This is a genomic window from Bacteroides sp. L008 (assembly GCF_040812255.1).
Classification (GTDB): Bacteria; Bacteroidota; Bacteroidia; order Bacteroidales; family Bacteroidaceae; genus Bacteroides; species Bacteroides vicugnae.
In genome coordinates this window covers 439,829-455,495 of sequence record NZ_JBFNXO010000002.1, presented here as the reverse complement: position 1 = coordinate 455,495, position 15,667 = coordinate 439,829, and the positions used below count along the sequence as shown (strand labels likewise).

General features: G+C 42.0%; 11 protein-coding genes. 2 read left to right on the top strand and 9 right to left on the bottom strand.

Translation table 11 applies throughout. The features are described from left to right. Positions 1-184: 184 nt before the first annotated feature. Together AB3G73_RS21025 and yaaA are read right to left on the bottom strand one after the other, a co-directional pair. Positions 185-730 (bottom strand): sugar O-acetyltransferase, encoded by a 546-nt coding sequence (locus AB3G73_RS21025; RefSeq protein ID WP_148366579.1) that lies wholly within the window; start codon positions 728-730, stop codon positions 185-187. Positions 731-733: 3 nt separating this feature from the next. Further along, positions 734-1,507: a peroxide stress protein YaaA gene (gene yaaA, locus AB3G73_RS21020; RefSeq protein ID WP_148366580.1), complete on the bottom strand. Its 774-nt coding sequence runs from the start codon at positions 1,505-1,507 to the stop codon at positions 734-736. Positions 1,508-1,652: 145 nt separating this feature from the next. On the opposite strand from yaaA, the gene AB3G73_RS21015 reads away from it, so the two are divergent. Beyond that, positions 1,653-1,784, top strand: a complete 132-nt coding sequence (locus tag AB3G73_RS21015; protein WP_367745559.1) for a hypothetical protein — start codon at positions 1,653-1,655, stop codon at positions 1,782-1,784. A gap of 198 nt (positions 1,785-1,982) precedes the next feature. Here AB3G73_RS21015 and carB read toward each other — a convergent pair whose 3' ends face one another. Further along, a complete protein-coding gene (gene carB, locus AB3G73_RS21010) occupies positions 1,983-5,204 on the bottom strand; it encodes a carbamoyl-phosphate synthase (glutamine-hydrolyzing) large subunit (RefSeq protein ID WP_217721412.1) in 3,222 nt (1,073 codons plus the stop codon). A 274-nt stretch (positions 5,205-5,478) separates the two neighbouring features. Further along, on the bottom strand, positions 5,479-6,066 hold the full coding sequence (locus AB3G73_RS21005; RefSeq protein ID WP_367745558.1) for a hypothetical protein: 588 nt from the start codon (positions 6,064-6,066) through the stop codon (positions 5,479-5,481). A 198-nt stretch (positions 6,067-6,264) separates the two neighbouring features. Here AB3G73_RS21005 and trpS point away from each other — a divergent pair, with 198 nt between their 5' ends. Further along, a complete protein-coding gene (gene trpS, locus AB3G73_RS21000) occupies positions 6,265-7,359 on the top strand; it encodes a tryptophan--tRNA ligase (protein ID WP_004297181.1) in 1,095 nt (364 codons plus the stop codon). A gap of 90 nt (positions 7,360-7,449) precedes the next feature. Here trpS and AB3G73_RS20995 read toward each other — a convergent pair whose 3' ends face one another. From AB3G73_RS20995 to AB3G73_RS20975, 5 genes are all read right to left on the bottom strand, one after another. Continuing rightward, on the bottom strand, positions 7,450-9,849 hold the full coding sequence (locus AB3G73_RS20995) for a DUF2339 domain-containing protein (protein ID WP_320974972.1): 2,400 nt from the start codon (positions 9,847-9,849) through the stop codon (positions 7,450-7,452). A 658-nt stretch (positions 9,850-10,507) separates the two neighbouring features. Beyond that, a complete protein-coding gene (locus AB3G73_RS20990) occupies positions 10,508-11,695 on the bottom strand; it encodes an OmpA family protein (RefSeq protein WP_148366583.1) in 1,188 nt (395 codons plus the stop codon). Between the two features lie 103 nt (positions 11,696-11,798). Continuing rightward, positions 11,799-13,694 carry a DNA mismatch repair endonuclease MutL gene (mutL, locus tag AB3G73_RS20985; RefSeq protein ID WP_367745557.1) on the bottom strand — a complete coding sequence of 632 codons (1,896 nt, stop codon included), beginning with the start codon at positions 13,692-13,694 and terminating at the stop codon, positions 11,799-11,801. A gap of 17 nt (positions 13,695-13,711) precedes the next feature. Next, the gene (locus tag AB3G73_RS20980; protein ID WP_004297174.1) at positions 13,712-14,011 is read right to left on the bottom strand and encodes a hypothetical protein; all 300 of its coding nucleotides are present in this window, start codon (positions 14,009-14,011) and stop codon (positions 13,712-13,714) included. Between the two features lies 1 nt (position 14,012). After that, positions 14,013-15,662, bottom strand: a complete 1,650-nt coding sequence (locus tag AB3G73_RS20975; protein ID WP_148366585.1) for an OstA-like protein — start codon at positions 15,660-15,662, stop codon at positions 14,013-14,015. Positions 15,663-15,667 lie beyond the last annotated feature (5 nt).

Genomic DNA, 15,667 nt, shown 5'->3' with positions numbered 1-15,667 from the left:
ACACTTCCGTTTCAAAAGCGATGCAAAGGTACGGCATTTTTTGAATTCTGCAAACATTTCATGTATTATTTTTCAAGAAAGTTTTTGTCTAATAAAGGAAAGCTCTGATTATCAACAAATAATACAAAAAAGTTTTTTTCTTGCAACTTTCACTTCGTCCAGTCCTTCTAATAGATAAAGCAACCTATTTACGAATCACACGTGCCGGATTCCCGACTGCAACACTGTCGTCGGGAATATCTTTCGTCACAACGCTCCCCGCTCCTATCACACAACGATTACCGATCGTCACACCGGGACAGATAATAGCGCCGCCGCCAATCCAGCAGTCTTCACCAATCGTCACCGGATAAGCATATTCCTTAGAGCCTCTTCTTTCCTGATAATCCATTGGATGATGCGGCGTATAAATTTGCACGCAAGGGCCGACCAGTGTGTGAGCACCAATCGTGATATATCCTCCATCGAGGAAAGTGCAATTGGCATTAACAAACACATGTTCACCCAACTTAATTCCGTCTCCGTGGTCGCAATGGAAAGGCGGGCATATAATAGAAGTTTCAGGAATCCCCGGCACCAACTTTTCCAATAATTCCCTATACCCCGCATCGTATGTACTCATTCCCCGCATACGTGCCAATAGTTTTTTGGCATGTTCAAAACGTACCTGCAATTCCGGTGCAGACATATCAGCCAACTGGCTACTACGCATCTTCTCAACTTCCGTCATACTTTATACTTCTTTACCGTTAGTAAATACAAACTTCTTTTCATTCGAAAGAGATTCGTTAAACTCAAATCCTTCCCAAGAGAAGCCTTTCAGATCCTCCGGATTTTCAACTCGATTCTTCAGAATGAATCGTGTCATTTCACCACGGGACATTTTGATATATATCACTATTGAAGCCAATTTTCCATTCTTCCAGACCTGAAATTCGGGAGTGATGACACGCACCTCTTTTTCTACCCGCTTCCAATCAAACAAACTCCTCATCTCGTCACTGGCCAAATTGCAAAGTATGCCGCCGGCTTTCTTTATATCTTCTATGAACACATCCGTCAGGCGAGACTGCCAATAAGAGAACATCGTCTGATTGCCCAGTTCAGGCAACACTATATCTCCTTCCAACCGATAGGAACGAATGACATCCAAAGGCCTCAACAACCCATAACAAAAGGAAGTCAGCCGCAGGTGTTCCTGTGCATATTCAAATTCTTCTTTCGAGAAATCTTTTGCATTCAGCCGTTTGAACACAATTCCGGTATAAGCCAATAAAGCTGGCAGTTCCGGTGTACCCTCTGCATGAAAAGCCTGATAACGCTTGTAATTTTCCACAGCTATCTTAGCATTCACACGCAACAGACGCTCCAGTTCGTCCACCGAAAACTGTGACATTTGCAAAGCAACCCCGGAAGCTTCTTTTTGAAATCGTGGAACCGTCTTCAAAGGAACTTTTACCTTTGAAGTTTCACTCATAGTCTTGGCACAAGATAGAAGTACTAACATTGCTAAATCTGATTTTATCTTTTCAAGAAACAAAAGTAAATAATAAAAAGCAAAAAAACATTCTACTAGAGATTTTAAATATTACAAGTTGCTGTCATCCGTCACCCAAAGCCTAATAATGCATTGACTATAAACAAGTAAGACTGTGACAGCAAGACGTGATGGCATGGTGACAGCACCATTTTCCGCCACCATGCCGTCACACTTTATCAATGCATCCTTCCGATATAAGACTTTCATCCCTTCGGATGATGAAATCAAGGAAGCCTTAGTTTAGTTAGTTTCCAGCCACTGAAACTTTAGTTTCTCACTGGTGAAACTCCAGTTTCTCACCGATGAAACTTTAGTTTCACGCCGACGAAACTCTAGTTTCACAGTGCGGAACTACCAGTAGCAAGGCACATAAAAAAAAGAACCCTCTCTTTGAACAAGCCAAAGAAAGAGTTCTTTTTCTTAAATAAACGACTAAAACAGTTTATTTATATTCCTGCCAGCTCTTGATCTGAATATCACCCAATTTCAATTCGCAGAATGCTTCGATAAAGGCACTTGCCAGACGAGCATTTGTAATCAATGGAATGTTGTGATCAATCGCACCGCGACGGATACGATAGCCGTTCGTCAATTCACGCTTACTATGATTCTTCGGAATGTTAACGATCAAATCAAACTTATGGTCAGCAATCATCTTCATCACGTTGTTCTCTGCACCCGGTTTTTCATCCGGCCAATAAACCGGAATTGTGTCTACTCCATGAGCGTTCAGGAAAGCTGCAGTTCCGGCAGTAGCATAAATCTGATATCCCTTAGCAAACAACATACGGCTAGCATCCAGCAAATCCACCTTCGACTTCATGGCACCGGAAGAGAACATAACCGCTTTTTCAGGAATCTTGAATCCGGTAGCAATCATTGAATTCAGTAATGCTTCAGAGAAATCGTCCCCAATACATCCAACTTCACCCGTAGAAGACATATCCACACCCAATACCGGGTCGGCATTGTGCAGACGAGAGAAAGAGAATTGAGAAGCTTTTACACCAATCCAATCGATATCAAACGCAGATTTGTCCGGACGTGAGTACGGAGCATCCAGCATGATACGGGTAGCTGTTTCGATGAAGTTACGTTTCAGAACTTTAGACACAAACGGGAAGCTACGAGAAGCACGCAAGTTACATTCGATAACTTTCACTTCGTTGTTACGAGCCAGGAACTGGATATTGAACGGACCGGAGATATTGAGTTCTTTGGCAATCTGACGGCTGATCTTCTTGATACGGCGTGCCGTTGCAAAGTAAATCTTCTGTGCCGGGAATACCAGTGTAGCGTCACCGGAGTGCACACCGGCAAATTCCACGTGTTCGGAAATTGCGTATTCCACCACTTCACCATTCTGGGCAACAGCGTCAAATTCAATTTCTTTTGTATTTTCAAGGAATTGAGAAACAACTACCGGGTATTCTTTAGAAACTTCGGCAGCCATCTTCAGGAAGTTCTCCAATTCTTCATCATCGTAGCAAACATTCATAGCAGCTCCCGAAAGCACGTAAGAAGGACGAACCAATACCGGATAGCCTACTTTTTCTACGAATCCTTTCACCTCTTCGAGACTGGTAAGTTCCATCCATGCCGGTTGGTCGATACCTAGTTGGTCGAGCATAGCGGAGAACTTGTTACGGTTTTCAGCACGGTCGATAGAGATCGGAGAAGTACCTAGTACAGGAACCGACTGGCGGTAAAGTTTCATAGCCAGATTGTTCGGAATCTGTCCACCTACAGAGACAATCACACCGCGAGGTTGTTCCAGATCGATTACGTCGAGTACACGTTCGAACGAAAGTTCGTCGAAGTACAGACGGTCGCACATATCATAGTCAGTAGAAACCGTTTCAGGGTTGTAGTTGATCATGATTGACTTGTAACCCAACTTGCGGGCTGTCTGAACGGCATTTACCGAACACCAGTCAAACTCAACCGAGCTACCGATGCGGTAAGCACCCGAACCCAGTACCACTACTGATTTTTCATTCTTATAATAGTTTACATCATAACCTTCTACTGCATAAGTCATATACAGGTAGTTAGTCAGTTCCGGATGTTCGGAAGCGACGGTATTGATACGTTTCACAGCCGGAAGAATACCCAAAGCTTTTCGATGAGCACGTACAGCCAAGTTTTCTTTCTCCATATTTCCAGTCGGGTTCAAGACGAAGCGGGCAATCTGGAAGTCAGAGAAACCTAAGATCTTCGCTTCACGCATCACGTCAGCCGGAATATCTTCTACCTTATTATAAGCAGACAATTTAGCTTTGTAGTCTACGATATTTTTCAGTTTGCCAAGGAACCAGGGATCGATCTTAGTCAGGTCGTGGATACGTTCGATAGTGTAACCTTCTTCCATGGCCTGTGCGATAGAGAAGATACGTAAGTCAGTCGGACAGGAAAGTTCTTTATCCAAATCGTCAAAGTGCAGTTCGTCGTTACCTACGAAACCGTGCATCCCCTGACCAATCATACGAAGACCTTTCTGGATGATTTCTTCGAAAGAACGGCCGATAGACATAATTTCACCTACCGACTTCATGCTTGAACCGATTTCACGAGATACACCGGCAAACTTAGTCAAGTCCCAACGAGGAATCTTACAGATGTAATAGTCAAGTTCAGGAGCTGAATATGCTGAATTCGGAGTACCCATTTCACCGATCTGGTCGAGTGTATAGCCGAGTGCTACTTTAGCAGCAACGAATGCCAACGGATAACCGGTAGCTTTAGACGCCAATGCAGAAGAACGGCTCAAACGGGCATTTACTTCAATCACACGGTAGTCGTCCGTATCAGAGTTGAAAGCATACTGAATGTTACACTCACCCACGATGCCGAGGTGACGGATACATTTAGTAGAAAGTTCTTTCAACAGAGTCAGTTCTTTATCATCCAGTGAACAAGTAGGAGCCACTACGATGGATTCACCGGTATGGATACCCAGCGGGTCAAAGTTTTCCATGCTGGCTACTGTGAAGCAATGGTCGTTAGCGTCACGGATCACTTCAAATTCGATTTCTTTCCAGCCTTTCAAAGATTCTTCTACCAGAATTTGTTTAGAGAAAGCAAAGGAACTTTCAGCCAGTTTCAGGAATTCTTCTTCGTCGGCACAGATACCGCTACCAAGACCACCCAATGCATAAGCAGAACGTACCATGACAGGATAACCTATTCTGCGTGCAGCAGCAATGGCGTCTTCCATGTTTTCTACTGCCTGGCTAACCGGAGTCTTCATATCGATTTCGTTCAGTTTCTTCACGAACAAATCACGGTCTTCTGTATACATGATAGCTTCTACCGATGTACCCAGCACCTTTACTCCGTATTTATCAAGAATACCCTGTGTGTAGAGTTCCGCACCGCAGTTCAACGCAGTCTGTCCGCCGAATGCCAGCAAGATACCATCAGGACGTTCTTTCTTGATAATTTCTTCTACAAAATAAGTATTTACGGGAAGGAAATACACTTTATCGGCAATACCTTCAGAAGTCTGAATGGTTGCGATGTTCGGGTTTACCAATACTGAGCTGATACCTTCTTCTTTCAAAGCTTTCAGTGCTTGTGAGCCTGAGTAGTCGAACTCTCCGGCTTGTCCGATTTTGAGTGCTCCAGAACCCAAAACGAGAACTTTCTTGATTTCCTTTTCCATTTCTTTTGTTGTTATAATAAGTTGTTATTTCTAAGTTCGTCCATAAAAAAAATGCGTTACCCTCAAAAAAGGATTAACGCATTACCAAAGAACTAAAATATCGTTTTTGGAGAAAAGAGAAGAAGTCTGCCGTTTCCGGGTGCAAAACATCCGAATGTAGATAATACTTACTTCTGATTTCCTGTTGATTCATTGTCGATTTCAAAATTTGTGCAAAGTAACGACATATTTTGCACATGACAAAAAGAAACGTTCACTTTTTTACCGAAATAGTTTACCGCGTCAATGAAACGGTCGTTTTTCCATTGGCTTTTTTAATGAATACTTTCTTGTATGGTTCGTCGTCGTCCGAGTAAACATGCACGCCATTATATTTCCAGGATATCATTTTCGCCCAATATTTACCGCCGATAACGTCTCTATCCGTATATTTATAAGTGATTTGCATTGCATCCTTTTCGCCATTTACATAAATTGGAAAAGAATAAGTGCTCTGTCTTTCATCTCCATAAGCGCTCACTGTGCAATAGTACAACCCCTCTTCCTCATCATAAACAACCCAGTTATGATTACCATTATAGTTACCATGCTCCGCATTATAGTCTTCTGTACGTTCTATCGGATTAACTAATTCTTCACGCCATGACACAGGGAGTGTATTTTTATCCTCCGGATTTATCAGACTGTTTCCATTCTCATCTATATAGTAAAATTGCACCGTGTTACCTCTCGAAAAGAAATTTCCATCCGGGATGCTATCATACCAGCCTTCTTCCTCATCAGTCATTTCATCATTACAACCTATCAGGCTGAATGTACCTAAAACGAATAGCAACATTCCTAGTAGTTTTCCCGTTTTCATAATATAAAAGTTTTTAGATACCGACAAAGATATTGAATTAATCCGGTAAACAGAATATTTTCTTTAATAATTTTCTGATAGATAGCTCATTTTCAAGACTAACAGTAGTAAGCATTAATCATGAAGTAACTACATTTTGATGTATCTTTCAGTTTTTATCCTTATCTTTGTTGCCATTATATAATAAGGTAATAAAATATGGGAAAAGAAAAAATCATATTGACGGGCGACCGTCCTACCGGAAGACTTCATATCGGTCACTATGTAGGTTCGTTGAAACGCAGAGTTGACCTGCAAAATGCAGGTGATTATAGCAAGATGTTTATCTTCATTGCCGATTCGCAAGCATTGACAGACAATATAGACAATCCGGAAAAGGTGCGTCAGAATGTAATTGAAGTAGCCCTTGACTATCTGGCTTGTGGCATAGATCCGTCTAAAGCTACCATCTTCATACAGTCGCAAATTCCGGAATTATGCGAGCTTAGCTTCTATTATATGGACCTTGTAAGCGTATCCCGACTGCAACGTAACCCGACTGTGAAATCGGAAATCCAGATGCGTAACTTTGAAGCTAGTATTCCCGTAGGTTTCTTCACTTATCCTATCAGCCAGGCAGCGGACATCACAGCATTCCGTGCAACAACTGTCCCTGTGGGTGAAGACCAGGAACCAATGCTCGAACAGGCTCGTGAAATCGTTCGCCGTTTCAACTATATATATGGTGAGACATTGGTAGAACCGGAAATCCTGTTGCCGGACAATGCAGCCTGCCTGCGTCTTCCGGGAACTGACGGTAAAGCTAAAATGAGTAAATCACTCGGAAACTGTATCTACCTTTCGGAAGAACCGGAAGAAATCCAGAAGAAGATTATGAGTATGTATACCGATCCGGGACATCTCCGTGTACAAGACCCGGGAAAGATTGAAGGTAACACCGTATTCACTTACCTTGACGCTTTCTGCCTTCCCGAACATTTCGAACGCTACTTACCGGATTATCCGAATCTGGCAGAATTGAAAGCACATTATCAACGCGGCGGACTGGGCGACGTAAAAGTGAAACGTTTCCTAAACTCTATTATGCAAGAAATACTCGAACCGATTCGTAATCGTCGTAAAGAGTTCAGCAAAGATATTCCGGCTATCTATGACATGCTTCAGCAAGGATGCGAAGTAGCCAGAGCTGCTGCTGCCGAGACTTTGGCAGATGTGAAAAAAGCAATGAAGATTAATTATTTCGATGACAAGGAGTTAATCGAGGAACAGGTAAAACGTTTCTCACAGGAATAAGGAAGTTTGCATAAAAACGTATCATATAAAGTAAAGGCTGCCTACTCTAAGAAAGAATGGCAGCCTTTATTATAATATACAATTTAAGATTTAGCTAACTTCATCTTCGTCATTCTTGAATAATACATCCTTTAGTTTCTGATAAAGGAATGAAAGTATCAGTAATATCAGTCCGAGAATGATGAACACAATGATTTTACCAATAGTAGGCATTGCCCACAAATCGTCAAATACAAGTTTAAGCAGAACGATTCCGAAAGTCGAAAGGCTTATCATGCGCATGACTTTCTGATGCAAACGCATCCCTAGTCCCATCTGAACAAATCCGGCAATACTTAATGAAAGCGAAAGACCGGCACTGAAATCATCCACTCCTACCTGCCAGAGGAAAGAGCGCACCATTGTCACCCAAAGAAGAGTGACCAGAATATTGAGATAAATAGTGAAACGACTCTTGATGCCGATTAATAGATAGTATTGGCGTGCCACATAATAGATATTCGCTATTACAAAGGCTGCCGTGAACCATCGCAGTACAACAGGCACAAAAGCCATGTTCTCCCATTGGTCTCCCCATATATTTATGATGTATACAAGCGAATTTACCCCAATAGCCAGCATATAGAAAGTCAGATATCGGGTGATCGGGAATCTTTTTCTGAAAGCATAACAAACACTCGAAATGGCAATGGCAGTAAACAAGAACATTGCTCCGCTCCTCGTAGCTCCCTCAAAATGCAGGTGGAACTCCATCATAAATGTATAATAGAGTATAGCTACAGAGACAAAAAGCATGAAAGGATTCCAGAAACCATATTTCAGTTGACGGGCTGTAGAGAAGAATGAGCTATAATGTCCCATCAACAAAGCAAATGCTCCGGTAGCCAGCCCTACAAACAAAGAGGTGACAAATGAACTGTTCAGGAAAATAGTGCCGACAACATGATGTTCATACATTACTACATTATATATATCCATCAGGTAAGAAATAAAGGTGAGTCCCACCAGTATCTTTGCCGCATATTCATATACCCGGATTCTCGACTTGATATAAAGCCATAACAATAACACCATTTCTGACGCCCAAACTAATGTTATATAATTTCCATCCAACTGAATCGGGACGGTAATAGAGACAAATGTCAACACAAGTCCCAAAGTGGTATACACCAAGAATTTATAGTCCTTCCGGCTCTTCCATAACCAAAGCACCAGCCCTAAATTAACAAGAGCGATAAACAGGCTCAACAAACCGCTTGCTTTGAAAGACCATCCCATATTCCGCAAGAACAAAGCTCCCGAAAGCAAATAAATAAAATTATTCGTTATAATGACGAATACCAGTCCCCGACTCATTGTTCGCATATCTTCCCCACGAAGAATGGAGAACACCGGAAGCAGAAAGATAAAATAAAACAGAGTGGTAAACAAAAACAAGTGCCCCGAAATAACTGTAGAACTGGAGGTATAGCTAAATAAAAGAAAGATTCCCATTATCAGCCAGGTAAAGACAAATGAGATAATCGGAAGCTCACCCCACTTCTTATAAATGGAAAGTCCGAACATACCGAGATTCAGGATACTTACATAAGTGAACAGTACCAGATAACTTCCCTCTCCACTGCTTACGATGAAAGGTGCAAGAAATCCTCCGACAAGTGAAATGATAGCCAGTTCGCGCCGATTGTACACCACAGACAGAACAGACATAAATACAGTGACGCCTATCAGAATGATAAACGCCATAGTCTGCGAGAAGATATGATAATAATGGAATGCAATGGCAACCGTAAGATAGAATACAGCAAAAGCGCCACCCGCAAGTAGCGAGCTAAATGTACGATATTTCTTTTGCAACCGTTCGGCAACGGCCAGCAATACAGCTCCCGTCAGGAAACCAAGTACGGTACGGAAAGTCTCATTGATCCAATTCTTATCAATAGCATACTTCACAAAGAAACCTACACCGATGACGAATATAAGGATACCGATCTTTCCGAAGAGATTCTCACCGATGAACCTCTCGTAATTCACTTGCTTCTTTTGTCTTGAAACAGCCGGAGCAACCGGGATAACCGGAACAGTCGGAGATTTAGCAGATTCTTTTCGAACAGCCTCAATACAAACTTCTTCCAGTTCTGTTTCAACCGTCTTTTCTTGTGTCTCTCCCAGTGTCTCACGTACTGTTTCAACAACCGATTCTTGTTTTTCCGAAACAACTTTCCCTTGTTGTGCAGCCTTTATTACCGTAACATGCTCTGTCATTTGAGAGATCAAAGGGACATCTTCTGTTTCTTTTACAACTATTTCCTCTTTAGGTTTATGCTCTTCAGTAGCAGTCTTTTGCTGAAGTTTGAGATAATCGTCCATTCGTTTCTTTATCTCATTCAATTCTCTCTCTACTTTCCCGAAGCGATTATCCAACCTACTCAATAGCACAAATAGCATAACTAAAACAAGTAGCGCATATACAGTATTAAAATCGTCCATAATATTCCAGATTTGAGTTCGATATCACAAATATAGATAATAATTAATAGTCTCAATCAATTGTTATTAAATTATTTGGATTATCGCAACAATGTAAGTTTACATCAATTACACAAATCAGACTACAGATCTCAAAGTCTGAAGATAGCAATCGCCCTTTACCTTTATCCCAGGCCCCCGATGAATAAAGAGTTGGCGGGTGAATGGCGACTCTTACACCAGCTTTTTCACTTTGCTTTGCATGCAATATCATTATAGCTAATCAGAATATCATTATAGCTAACAGGAATATGCTAATAGCAAAAACAAATATGCTAATAGATTATTTTTTTCATTGGGATGATTTAAAAAAACATTGCAGTGTTTTCTCCAATTAATACAAGGATTTTAGAAAACACTGTAATGACATTTTTTCGATATGTAATGTGATGAATACAGTAATGAAAAGGACTTCCTTCACCCGCAAACAGTGTATTCATCGAGAGTTCAGAAGAAAGGTGAAGGGGATGGGAAAATTACAACTCGCATTCACATTCTCTACCAAACTAATAAAAAGGCAGCTGAAAGCGAAAATACCTTATTTCAGGATTCGCTTTCAGCCGCCTTCTCTCTTTCAGCAGGCGATCACAAAGAATCGCCGGATACTGAAATTATATGATTACTGTGCTGATTCGACCAATACTACACGGTTCAGAATCGGTTGACCGAATTTGTCAACACCACCACCGGCTGCAACTTTCAATCTATCGGCAGAGATGCCATACTTTTTAACGAGCAGGTCTTTAACAACTTGCGCACGTTCCAAGCTCAACTTCTGGTTGAAAGCCGGAGTACCTGTTGCAGAGTCTGCATATCCGTTGATTGTGTATGTAGCATTCGGAGTATCTTTTATCTTGCTGGCAAGATATGACAAGTTCATTTCTTCCTGCGGAGATAATTTATCAGAACCAATCTTGAAGAATACAGTACGCGGAGCAATGTTAGTATCTGTTATAACAACTTCTTCAGTATCTTCTACTTCAACCGGTTGTTGTGCATTTGCCAACTGCTGTTGTAATTGCATATTAGCTGCTGCCATTGCATTCATCTGATTACGCATCTGGTTCAATTCGAGTTCAGAGATAATCTGTGGAACCGGACGTTGGAATCCGCGAGTTGGGAAATAATAAGTTACACCAATAGTAGCACCTAAGATACCATCGTAATCAGGTTTACTTCCGTGTTCGCCGTCAAACTTGCCTTCCAGACCTGTTGCACTCAATTCCAAGTTCAAGTCAACAGCATTCGACAAACGGAAGCGGTTGATAATACCTGCATTGAAAGTAGCGGAGTTAGTGTGAGGACGAGAATAAGCATGAGCCCAACCAGCACCAATATAAGGGATAATTTCATATACACGATTCGGATTGTATCCACCGAAAAGTGCATTCAGGTTAATCATCAAATCACCATGCAAGTTCATGTAGTCCCATCTTTGTTTGTAAGAGCCATCTTCTCTCGGACCACCAACCACATAATTAGCAGTTTCGCTGGTGGTGAATCCTTTGGCCTGTAGACCGCTGTACTGCAAACGCAATCCGAATCCCGGAGTTACCCATTTACCAACAGACACGTTGAATGTAGGAGCGACACGATCTCTGAACTTACCGATATGGTCATTGTTTCCATACAATACCTGAGCACCTCCTCCTACAGAGAAGAACCAGTTACTCCAGAAAGGATTAGTTATTACTTGATATTTATCTTGCACCTGAATCACTTCGTATTCAGTTACAGTCATTGTCTGCTGCGCAGAAGCGACAGACGCAACGCCGGCAAATGCCAGCAACATCAGAATCTTTTTCATATACCTAATAGTTAAGTGGTTATTTAAATCTTTTTCTTTGTTGAACTATTTAAATAACACGAACTGGACTAAAAGGTTTTAGGAAAAGATGAATTTATTTGTTTTATTTGAATAATCTTTCGATGTCCTCCTCCTTAATAGTTGTCAAAACGATTTTCCCGTCGGGTGTGTAATTCGGTGAGGGACAGGCAAAAAGGTTGTCTACAAGGCTTACCATTTCTTCATTACTCAACACCTGTCCGTAGATAATAGCCGCTGCCCGCGCCAATGTAATTGCCAGAATACTTTGAATCTCTTCTTTAACGTCACTTCCTTTTTCCATCGCTGTATGTAGCATATTACGCACCAGCTCGACCGGATTCAGTCCTTCAATACCCGAAGGAATACCATTAATGGCATAACTACCGCCTCCCAGATTGCTCAAATCGAAGCCGACTGCCGACAAATCATCCATAATACTTTGAAGAACAGCAGCTTCCGAAGCCGGTAATTGTAGTATTTCCGGAAAAAGAACGCCCTGCGATACTCCCTGTTTCTGCTGTATCTGTATCATATAGCGATCAAAAAGCACCCGTATGTGTGCCCGGTGTTGGTCGATTAACATTAAACCGGATTTAACTGAAGTCAGAATAAACCGCCCTTTGAACTGTAAATGCTGATTCCCCTTTTCCATCACCGGTTCATTGGCATACAAAGTAGAAGAAGCAGCGGATGTCATCGTCTCTATCTTTTCTTCCACAAAGGCCGATTCGCCTCCAATAGAAGAATCCGCCCAATCCATTTCGGGTTCCGGCTGCGGATTATTCATCTTACTGGCTTTTGTCAGCCCTCCGTACAAATCCTCCCATTCTACTTTCGAACGGCTATACGATCCGCCGCCACCGGTAGAGACTTTAAACGGATTATATTCTGTATTATAATGTACCTTCGGAGGTTCGGAAGATATCTTTTCCTCAAATGCCGGAATGTCAGGCATATCCTCCGTATCAAAATCAATGGAAGGGATAGCACTGAACTTACCCAACGATTCCTTAACGGATGCTGAAAGTATCTGCCAGATGGCCTGCTCATTCTCAAACTTGATTTCGGTCTTTGTCGGATGAATATTTACGTCAATATTGGCCGGATCCACATCAAAATAGATAAAATAAGAAATCTGTTCACCGACGGGAATCAACTGCTCATAAGCCTCCATGACTGCCTTATGGAAATAAGGATGGCGCATATAGCGTCCGTTGACAAAGAAATACTGATGGGCTCCTTTCTTACGGGCAGTCTCCGGTTTGGCTACGTATCCGGAGATTTTCACCATGGTAGTATTCACGTCTATATTCAGTAATTGCTGGTTGAGCTTCTTACCGAAAATAGCAAGAATACGCTGACGTAACTGTGATACCGGAAGATTGAAGAGCTCCGAATCATTACTATAAAGCGAAAAGGCAACTTCCGGATGCACCAAAGCGATACGCTCAAATTCGGCAAGGATGTTACTCAATTCAGTGGAATTAGCCTTTAGAAATTTACGACGGGCAGGCACATTAAAGAACAGGTTCTTTACAGAGAAGTTGCTTCCTTTAGAACAGGATATAGCCTCCTGACTCTCCACTTGAGAACCTGCAATCACCAGCTTCGTTCCCAGTTCTTCCGATTCCGGGCGCGTCTTTAGTTCTACCTGCGCCACTGCTGCGATGGATGCCAATGCTTCTCCGCGAAATCCCATGGTACGCAAAGCAAACAAGTCCGCAGCTTCCCGTATCTTGGAAGTAGCATGCCGCTCAAAAGAGAGACGGGCATCCGTTTCGGACATTCCTTTTCCATCGTCAATCACCTGAATACAGGTTTTACCCGCATCAGTCACTAACACATGTATATTTTGCGCATCTGCATCAATCGCATTCTCCACTAGCTCCTTGATAACAGATGCCGGACGTTGTATTACTTCACCGGCAGCAATCTGGTTAGCTACCGAATCAGGTAACAAATGAATGATATCGCTCATACTTCGTAAATTAACAATTAAAAACTCCAGCTTCCTGTTGCTAAATAATGCCACAGATAGAGAAGGAAGGCTATGATTATCAGTATGATTCCGAAAGAGACTGGTTTGCGGCCACTTGCTTTTCTTCTTTTCAAATGTGTAGTACCTTCGACGAATTTACCGCGAATATCTTCCGGATTAAATTCTTTCTCCGGCAGCATTCCCAAGTCACGTTTGGCGTTCTCCTCCATCTTAGCGAGCTTTTCTTTCCGCTCATCCACATAAATGTATTGATGATTAAAGCCCCGGGGCTTTCTCATTGAGTTAAACATTCCCATACTACTTCATATTTATTAAGTTTCGCTTTTCTGTCTTTGGTCGCCGGTCGGTAGTCGGCTTCAATGTTTCTCCCGCACGCTTGCTGCGCCAGTTGAAAATATCGTCCTTATTCAGCGGACGGACATAGTCGAACCAGGCAAAAGTGGGAAGACGCAGTTTATCAGGCGGTATCTGGTCCATCGGATACATCGTTCCGTTGGATTTGCCGATAAAGAGTCCTTTTTCCATTTTCTTATCCTTCATATAAAGATGGAGCATACTACCTTCCAGACAATTAAATCCGGTCATCGTACTGTCTTTCTCTTCAGGATAAAAAGCTGTCAATACATTACCGATCACCTCAATATGGCGCATATCTCCATTAACGAAATAGGCTTTCATCTCCTTGCCGGACACTTGATTATAGTGAATAGAGTCTTTCATCTCCACTGTCAATGCCTGGTTGATAATGTGCGCCCAGTCAATCGTACTGTCATTCATATAAATCTTGATCTGCTCACCAAGCAGTTGCTGTCCGTCATTCCAAAGAATAGGGTCAGTATACATGGTCATACAGGAATCTTTCGAATTATAAACCAGTGAGTCACATACTCCCTGAACATCTGTACGATACATACGTACTTTATGGTAAGCCTTCATCAACCGGTACAAAGAATCGGTATTCAGATTATAGGACACCATCTGCAAAGTATCTCCATGCAGATAAAGACTGTCTCCCTGTGAATAATCGATAGCAACAGCGCGTTTTGTTGCAAATGCGGAGTCCGTCAATTCATTATAGAAACAATAATCCCCCGTCAGCATATTCTTATTAATGGAATCTGTCATCTTCACATTATCGAATGCTTCTCCGTAACCGATTATCCGGTCATAGAAGAGACTGTCGCCTACAAGTTTCTTCCCCTGATTGGTCAGGACCGAACGGTCCAACAATTCCGCTTGTTCGGTCAATGTGTTATAGAATCCCCGTTCCGAATAGATATGATTATTATCACTGACGATATTGGAAGGTCCGAGAATCACTGCTATTTTGTTCTCCGTATTATACCTCAATGTATCGGAGGTCAACACAAACTTAGGATTCACCAGCTTCACATCATGGTTGAATACCGACTGTTTCGTTGCAGGGCTATATTCACCCCAGTCAGAAGTCAGTACATTCTCTTCATCCATCAAAGTTCCTCCCTCGAAATAATATCCGAGGTCGTAGAGACGGTCATAGTTCAAACTGTCCGTCAGCAAAGTAGTGTTCCGGTTAATCATCTTCACATTTTCACGAAGTTGCGCAATTTGCGTCATTCCGTCATAATAAAGATAATCACCATAGATGAACAAGGTATCTCCCTGTTCCATACGCACATTACTGAAGGCTTCTACGGAGTTGGTTTTCTCAAAAATCAGTGCACTGTCACAGTACATATACATACTGTCATGGCGCAACTTCACGTTACCAATCAACACCTGCACATCCGGACGTGCCAGCTTATCCGCCTGTCCTTCGTCAGCATGAAGCAAGTAAACTTTGGTCTTTTTATTCTCCGGTTGCTTCTTGTTGTCTTGCGCAAGACATACACCAAACAGGCATAGAAAGCCTATAAGGAGCCATCTATGCCTGTCTTGTTGTTTATTTTTCTTATTCTTTTTCAGCATATAAA